The following is an 8,088-nucleotide window of genomic DNA, read 5'->3' on the forward strand; positions in this document are numbered from 1 at the left end:
GGAAGGGCCGCGTAGCGGTCCAAGAAATCGTCCGCAGTCCCCCACCACAAAGGTGCCTGGCCCCTTTGTGGTGGAAATGACGTTTGCCCAGATAAAACCTGCCAAAATAAACCTGTCCCTTTTTGGCATGTTATGGCAGCGCAGCGAGCCGGCCCTTAAAGGTGATCTTGGATAAGATCGCAGATGGCTCGGGCGTCATTGATGTTGATGGCTCGGGTCGCGAAGCCGGCGTCGAAGGCCTGACGCGCCAGGGCTTCGTTGCAGGCAAGGGCCAGCGTGTGACCGTCGACCAGGTCGAGCGAGCTCTTGCCACGCAGACGGTCGACACCGGAGCGCGCGACCACGATGTTGTCGAAACCCTCGGTCTTGTAGCCCTCAATGATCACCACGTCGACATCGTTGTAGCGCGACAGCAGCTCGCGCGCGGGCATCTCGTCCTCCTCGCGTGTGTCGGCGTACTCCGCCCAGCGCGTGGCGCAGATGAGGCCCACATGCTTGGATCCGGCCTGGTGATGGCGCCAGGTGTCCTTAGCGGGCACATCGATATCAAAGCCGTGATGCCCATGATGCTTGAGCGAGCCCACGCGCAGGCCGCGGCGGGTGAGCTCGGCGATAACCTTCTCGACGAGCGTGGTCTTGCCCGAGTTTTGGTAGCCGATAAACGCGATCGCAGGGACGGCTGGAGTGGGAGCTGCGGGTGCGACGGCGACGGGTGCGCTCGCGGGTGCGTCGCCCGCGGCCCCCACAGCCTCAACAGCAGCGGCCTGGCGCTCGGCGCGGTCCCACACACCCGAGCGGCCGCCTTCCTTGTGCAGCAGGCGAACGTCGACGATCTCCATGCCACGATCGACGGCCTTGCACATGTCATAGATCGTTAAGCACGCGGCACTCGCGCCGGTCAGGGCCTCCATCTCAATACCCGTCTTGCCCGTCACGCCAGCCGTAACCAGTACGTGAAAGCCAACTTGCCCGTCTGCGCGCGCCGGCGCCCAGCCCTCGGGCACGTCCTCGGCAGGCGTCCCCACCGGCGCGATAGGCTCGATATCGCACTTACTCTTGGTAATGAGCAACGGATGACACATGGGGATGATGTCACTCGTGCGTTTGATGGCCATGATGCCCGCAACGCGTGCGCAAGCGAGCACGTCGCCCTTTTTAGCGCCATCCTGCAGCACCATGGCCTGCGTCTCGGGGTGCATAAGAATCGTGCCCTCGGCGATGGCAATGCGATGGGTCTCGGCCTTGTCGGACACGTCGACCATGCGCACCTCGCCCTTGGCATCCACGTGCGTCAGCTCGTCGCGGCGGGCGTCGCGGGCGGGCTCGGCAGCAGTGCCGGCGGACGGCTGTACCGCCGCGGACCCAGCGGTGTTGCTGGCAGCAGCCGTGGCTTTATGGGCAGACATCGCGGCCCTGCGAGCGGCCTTGGTGGCATCGGCGTACCTGCTCTTGGCCATATGATCATCCTCCGATTTGGGACATAAATCGTTGCGTGCCCTCAATTATCGCGTGTTCCTGCGGTTTGTGGGCCACGGCATCGCGCCAAATCGAAAGTACCTGCATATCATCACCACGGCGCAACGCCTCGCGCACCGAATACTCGGCATCGCTGAACAGGCACGGACGCACGTTGCCATCGGCCGTCAGGCGCAGGCGGTTGCAGCTCGCGCAAAAATGGTTGGACATGGCGCTGATGAAGCCGACCGTTCCCGCCGCGCCCGGAAAGCGCCAATAGCGCGCGGGGCCCGCGCCGGCAGGAGCGTCGGTGATGTCAAGCGGTTCGAGCTCGCCCAGACCCATCGCGGCGGCCCCGGCATTGACGCGCGCCCGCAGCTCGTCGCTCGGCACGCTGTCGCTCGCATCCCACAACTCGGGGTTGAGCGTGGGTGCGTGAGGGTCCACGGCGCAATGCGAGCTCGTGCGCTCGTCGCCGATGGGCATGTATTCGATAAAGCGCAGGTGGATGGGGCGGTCGACGGTCAGTCGTGCGAGGGCCGCCACATCCTGGTTGAGCCGGCGCACAACAACGCAGTTGACCTTAACGGGCTCAAAGCCCCAAGCCAGCGCCGCGTCGATGCCAGCCATGGTCTGCTCGAGTCGACCCAGGCGCGTGATCTTTCCAAAGAGCGTAGGGTCGAGCGTGTCGAGCGAAATGTTGACGCGGTTAAGCCCCGCGTCCTTGAGCTGCGGCGCCAGCTTGGGCAGCAGGGCTCCGTTGGTGGTGAGCGAGATGTCCTCGATCCGCGGAATCGCGCGGATGTCGCGAATGAGCGGGATGATACGGCGGCTGACCAGCGGCTCGCCGCCCGTCAGGCGTACGCGGCGAATGCCCTCCCCCGCCACCAAGCGCACAAAGCGGGCGATTTCCTCGGCGCTGAGTAGCTCGTCGTGCGCGCGGGGCGCCACGCCATCGGCCGGCATGCAGTAAATGCAGCGGAAATTGCACTTGTCGGTAACGGCAATGCGCAGGTAGTTGATATCGCGGCCAAAGCCGTCATGTTGCACGTGCCCGTCCACGCAGCCCTCCCCTCACGCGGCGTTTTATTCTTCGGAAAACATAATACCCCACGAGAGAATCATGCCGACACCCGTACGACAGGACAGGTCGCTTCGAGCAAAACGGACTTCCCAAGCCCATCCTCAACACACAGACCATCACAACATTCGATGCTTTTCCCGTTTTTGGCAAAAAACGTCGATGTTGTGATGGTTTGCCTGCCCACGGCACCCCGTAGAAAGACCAAAGCGCCCCTAGAGGCCGCCGTCCCAGTGGCGAATCACGAATTCTCGAAGGTCGTTCTGCCGCTTTTGGAACGCTTCGCTTCGGTCGCACTTGAGGCCCATAGCGAGCGCAATGGCGTTCATCGCCCGGTGCAATTGCAGCTGATGGGCAAACTGAGTCCCGGTGAGGACGATCATCCTAAAGCCCAGCGCGCTCAGTACGGTCATACGCTCCGCATCCGACGCGCTGCGCTGTTTATCAAGATGGTCCGAGCCGTTGTATTCAATCCCCGTACCGCTCGCAGGCGCATATACGTCAATCTCGAAATACCCAGCCTTTGCGAGATATTTGAACTCGCTGGGAACATCTACCCGATGGTTGAGCTCGATCTTGGCGTATCCCAGCCCGCCTTGAGAACGTTTTGCTACGACCATGATTGCAGTGGCCGTCTCCATGGGCGACCGCGCGCCATCGTGCACGCGCTTGAGCACGGCGGCCGCGCGTATAGCCCCCTGACGAGATCGGTTCTCATTGCAATAGGCAATCAAGTCGGCAACGGTATACCTCTGCCCCATCTCGATATAATCGCCTGTCGACAGATGATTCAAATGGTATCGGGCACAGATTTCGTAGCCATATTCCAGCTGCTCGGGCTCGCTCATCCACGAACCCGCCTGGACAAAGCACATAGCCTCATCAACCACCAGAAGGCCCTCCGCCACCTCGATAAGATGGCCTGGAGGTACCGGCGCCCCAAACACGTGGCACCTAAATCCAGCCGGCGTCGAGCGCTCAAAATCGAAGTTGACGAGCGTGTCGATATGATCGAGCTCTTCTCGTGGAATACCAAGCGAAACCAGATAGTCGGTAACGATCCCAACTGCCGTCGAAGCCCTCAGCCCCTTGGCATCGAGTCCCAATTTGGGCAGGCTCGCAGTCGGCTCCGCCTCGCTAGCAAGCGAGTCCTCATCGTATAGGCTGCTTGCTCGCGAGAGCGGCTCGGACGGGCGCGCCACGTTGTGGTACAGCCAGGCAGTCTTATGGGACAAGACGATCGGCAGGTCCATGAGCCCTCCAATGGAGTCGGATAACCAACCTTATTCCCCTGCCCACGGGTCCGCACACCTTCGTGCACAAGAAAGCGATTCCACCCGGCCGAGTGGCAGAAAAACCATCACAACATTCGATGCTTTTCCCGATTTTGGCAAAAAACGGCGAATGTTGTGATGGTTTGAGGCTAGGTGAGGGGCATGGAGGGGTCAAAGCATCGTGCTTGGAGCGTGACTTTTTCGCCCCGCTGCCAACACAAACCTTGACTCTACAATCGTTATAGGGTTTTCACTACACTGGTACGTAAACAAACCCAGCCAGAAAGCCCCACCTATGGAACACGACCTCACACGCGGCAATGTCCTTAAGACCATCGCGGTCTTTGCCCTGCCCTATATGCTCTCGTACTTTTTGCAGATGCTCTACGGCATGGCCGACCTGTACATGATGGGACAGTTTAGCGGCGCCGCCGGCATCACCGCCGTGGGCAACGGCGCGCAGACGCTCTATATCATTACCGTGACGCTCGTGGGCCTGGCCATGGGAACGACGGTTATCGTCGGCCACGCCGTGGGCTCGCGCCGCTTCGACCGCGCCGAGACCGCCATCGGCAACACCATCACGCTCTTTATGGGTGTCTCGGTGGTGCTGGCCGCTGTCCTGCTCGCACTGTGCCCGCAGATCGTGACACTCATTGGCACGCCAGTCGAAGCGGTCGAAGGCACTGCCGCCTACCTGCGCATCTGCTTTGTCGGCATTCCCTTTATCGCCGCATACAACATCCTCTCGGCCATCTTTCGCGGCCTGGGCGATTCGCGCTCGCCCATGTACGTGATTGGCGTGGCATGCATCATCAACATCGCACTCGATTTTCTGTTTATCGGCCACATGGGACTCGGTCCCGTAGGCGCGGCACTCGGCACGGTAACCGCCCAGACGGCAAGCGTTGCCCTCGCGCTCGTGTGGCTCAAGAGCCGCCGCACGAACATTCACGTTAAGCGCAGCGACCTGCGTCCCCAGCCCGAGGTGCTCGGCAGCATTCTTAAGATCGGCGTGCCCGTGGCAGTACAGGACGGCTGCATCCAGGTGGCGTTTATGTTTATCACCGTCATCGCCAACCACCGCGGCCTGGTCGACGCCGCCGCCGTGGGCTTGGTCGAGAAGATGATCAGCTTTTTATTCATTGTCCCGAGCTCCATGGGCGCCACCGTCAGCGCACTCACGGCGCAAAACGCCGGTGCGGGTAAGGGCGACCGCGCACGTCAGGTGCTCAAAGACGCCATGACCATCTCGGTAGTGTACGGCTGCCTGATCACGGTGCTGATGTGGCTGGTGGCGCCGGCGTTTATCGGCTTTTTTGCCAAGGACGCTGCAGTAGTCGCCGCCGGCACCGGCTATATGCGCAGCTACATTTTCGACGCGATTTTTGCCGGCATCCACATTTGCTTTAGCGGCTTTTTCGCTGCATACGGCAAGAGCTACATCGGCTTTGCGCACAACGTGCTGGCGGTGGCGCTCATTCGCGTGCCGGGCGCGTGGCTGCTGTCGAACGCCTATTCCGATACGTTGTTTCCCATGGGCATCGCTTCGCCGTGCGGATCGATTTTGTCGGCAGTCATCTGTGTTGTCGCGTTTACCGTGCTCAACCGGCGCGGGGCTTTTGACAAACTGGTGGCGTAGCGGGGCAACGCGAAATCGCCCTTATCGACGACATCATCAGCGATGATCCGGCAACCTACGTGACGCAGATCACCGTGCCCGTTGCCCCGTCAAAATAAGAACCGCCCGGAAGGCATCGTGCTTCCGGGCGGTTCTTCAATTTGGCTATCGATACCTTACGCCTGGGGCACCTGACCAGTAGCCAAGATCTGCTCGAGTGCGTCCTCATCCAGTACGGGTACACCCAGCTGCTCGGCCTTGGTAAGCTTGGAGCCCGCTTTGGGGCCGGCGACCAGATAACTCGTCTTCTTTGACACACTGCCCGAAACCTTAGCGCCGAGCACCTTGAGCGCCGCACCCGCCTCGTCGCGCGTGCGGTTGACGAGCGTGCCGGTGAGCACGAAGGTCAGGCCCGCAAGCGGCTGTGCGTCGACAAGCTCGCCCGCCACGCCAGCGTCGGCTGCAGCCTGTGCATGCGCGGCGCCCAAGTCGACCTCGAGCGACAGGCCCGCCTGACGCAAGCGCTCCAGCACGGCGAGGTTCTCGGGCACGGCCAGGAACTGCTTGACGCTCGCCGCAATCTTGGGACCGATGCCCTCGCACTCGGCGATATCCTCTTCGCTCGCCAAGATGAGCTTGTCAATCGACAGGAATCGCTCGGCGATGACCTCGCCCACGCTTTTGCCCACGTGGCGGATGCCTAGGGCAAACAGCACGCGACCGAGTGGCTGGCTCTTGGACTTATTGAGCTCGGCGATGATTTTCTCGGCCGTCTTGAGGCCCACCGGAATGGGATCGCCCTTCTTGACGCCCTTTTTGCTGTTGGAGCTGGCGTACACGCGGCCCGTGTCCAGGCCGGCGATGTCGTCGACCGTGAGCTGGTAGAAGTCTGCGACATCGTGGATCAGCCCGGCGGCGATCATCTTGTCGACGATCTCGTCGCCCAGGCCATCGACGTCCATGCAGCCGCGGCTCACCCAGTGGAGCAAACGCTCCTTGAGCTGTGCGGGGCAGTCGATGGACACGCAGCGGTAGGCAACCTCGCCATCCTCGTGAACCACGGGGCTACCGCACACGGGGCAGACCTCGGGCATGTGCCAGTCAACCGAATCGGCCGGGCGCTTGTCGAGCACCGGGCCCACGACCTCGGGAATCACGTCGCCCGCCTTGTGCACGATGATGGTGTCGCCCTCGCGCACGTTTTTGCGACGGATCTCGTCGATGTTGTGCAGCGTGGCGCGCGCGATGGTGGAGCCGGCAACCGTCACCGGGTCGAACTCGGCGACCGGCGTGAGCACACCGGTGCGACCCACCTGGATGCGAATTTCGCGCAGGACGGTCTGCTTTTCCTCGGGTGGGAACTTAAAGGCAATGGCCCAGCGCGGTGCGCGGGCAGTAAAGCCCAGGTCGAGCTGCTGCTGGAAGCTGTCGACCTTTACGACCACGCCGTCGATGTCGTAGTCCAGGTCACCGCGATGCTCGAGGGCCTGGGCGCAGAACTCGTGGACCTCGGCCGGCGTGGCGCAACGGGCAACGTTGGGGTTGACGCTAAAGCCGGCGCTACGCAGCCAGTCCAGGAACTCGCGCTGGCTGTGGACGTGCAGCGGATCGGTATCGGCAATGGCGTAGATAAAGGTAGCCAGGTCGCGGCGCGCCGTGACCTTGGGGTCCTTTTGGCGCAGGCTGCCGGCGGCGGCGTTGCGCGGGTTGGCGAAGGGGTCGCGCCCCTCGGCATCGGCCTCGTCGTTCAGACGAACAAAGCTGCCCTTGGGCATATAGACCTCGCCGCGCACCTCAATGGTGCGCTCGCGGTCGGCGCCCATGTGGGCGAGCGCCGGCTCGGACAGGTGCACGGGCACATCCTTGATGGTTCGCACGTTGAGCGACACGTCCTCGCCCGTGGTGCCGTCGCCGCGTGTGGCCGCGCGCACGAAGGTGCCGTTTTGGTAGGTAAGGGCCACGCCCAGGCCGTCGATCTTAAGCTCGCAGGTATAGGTAACGCTGCCGGCGCCGAGCGCATCCTCGGCGCGCTGGAGCCACGCGTCGAGTTCGTCCAGGTCCATGGCATCGTCCATGGAATACATGCGCGCCATATGCGTGACCGGCGTAAACTGCTCGCTCACGTAGCCGCCCACGCGCTGGGTATAGCTGTCGGGCGTCACCAGGTCGGGGTAGGTCGCCTCGATCTCCTGCAGCTCAACGAGCATTTTGTCGAAGGCGGCGTCCGTGATTTCGGGCGCATCGAGCATGTAGTAGCGATAGGCGTGGTAATCGAGCTCGTGGCGCAGCTCGGCCGCGCGCGCTGCCGCCTGGGCATGGGCGTCGGTCGGTGCGGCGGCATCCGCACTCGCGGGCGTTTCGGTATCGATGTCCACGCCGTCACCAAACAGGCTCGATTGCTCCATAGCGGCACTCCTTCGCTCGATTTCAAACGGATACAAGAGTACCACCGGTCGCCATGGCGCCGAATAACCCTTTCGAACCGCATCGAATCGGCAGCCGCCAGACCGGAGTGGATCGCGCGATCAACTCATATCCGTGCCATTTCTAAATGATCCGTTTCCACGTCCCCAACGGATCAATAATCAGAACCACCCTTAAAAAGGGTGGTTTGCTCTTAGGGTATAACCCACGGGCCCCGGGCTCGCGTCTAAAGG

Annotated in this window: 5 protein-coding genes; 1 reads left to right on the top strand and 4 read right to left on the bottom strand. The window is 62.2% G+C overall.

The features are described 5' to 3' along the window. Positions 1 to 155 precede the first annotated feature (155 nt). The 3 genes from mobB to DW151_RS10055 form a co-directional block, all read right to left on the bottom strand. Positions 156 to 1,457, bottom strand: coding sequence for a molybdopterin-guanine dinucleotide biosynthesis protein B (gene mobB, locus DW151_RS10880; RefSeq protein WP_117717027.1), 1,302 nt, complete (start codon positions 1,455 to 1,457; stop codon positions 156 to 158). A 4-nt stretch (positions 1,458 to 1,461) separates the two neighbouring features. Further along, positions 1,462 to 2,517: a GTP 3',8-cyclase MoaA gene (moaA, locus tag DW151_RS10050; RefSeq protein WP_233543397.1), complete on the bottom strand. Its 1,056-nt coding sequence runs from the start codon at positions 2,515 to 2,517 to the stop codon at positions 1,462 to 1,464. Positions 2,518 to 2,751: 234 nt separating this feature from the next. Then, complete coding sequence (locus tag DW151_RS10055; RefSeq protein WP_118335700.1) at positions 2,752 to 3,789, bottom strand: hypothetical protein; 1,038 nt, start codon at positions 3,787 to 3,789, stop codon at positions 2,752 to 2,754. Between the two features lie 262 nt (positions 3,790 to 4,051). Here DW151_RS10055 and DW151_RS10060 point away from each other — a divergent pair, with 262 nt between their 5' ends. Continuing rightward, positions 4,052 to 5,452 carry an MATE family efflux transporter gene (locus DW151_RS10060; RefSeq protein WP_370448027.1) on the top strand — a complete coding sequence of 467 codons (1,401 nt, stop codon included), beginning with the start codon at positions 4,052 to 4,054 and terminating at the stop codon, positions 5,450 to 5,452. 155 nt (positions 5,453 to 5,607) lie between these two features. Here DW151_RS10060 and ligA read toward each other — a convergent pair whose 3' ends face one another. Further along, entirely contained in the window at positions 5,608 to 7,836 is a 2,229-nt protein-coding gene (gene ligA / locus DW151_RS10065) for an NAD-dependent DNA ligase LigA (RefSeq protein WP_118335704.1), read from the bottom strand. Positions 7,837 to 8,088: the final 252 nt, after the last annotated feature.

It is taken from the genome of Collinsella sp. AM13-34, from assembly GCF_003473055.1.
GTDB lineage: Bacteria > Actinomycetota > Coriobacteriia > Coriobacteriales > Coriobacteriaceae > Collinsella.

What these genes read in the sequence shown, in the direction of transcription:
- mobB (WP_117717027.1), bottom strand. Translation starts at nt 1,457, where the DNA reads ATGGCCAAGAGCAGGTACGCCGATGCCACCAAGGCCGCTCGCAGGGCC.
- DW151_RS10055 (WP_118335700.1), bottom strand. Translation starts at nt 3,789, where the DNA reads ATGGACCTGCCGATCGTCTTGTCCCATAAGACTGCCTGGCTGTACCAC.
- ligA (WP_118335704.1), bottom strand. Translation starts at nt 7,836, where the DNA reads ATGGAGCAATCGAGCCTGTTTGGTGACGGCGTGGACATCGATACCGAA.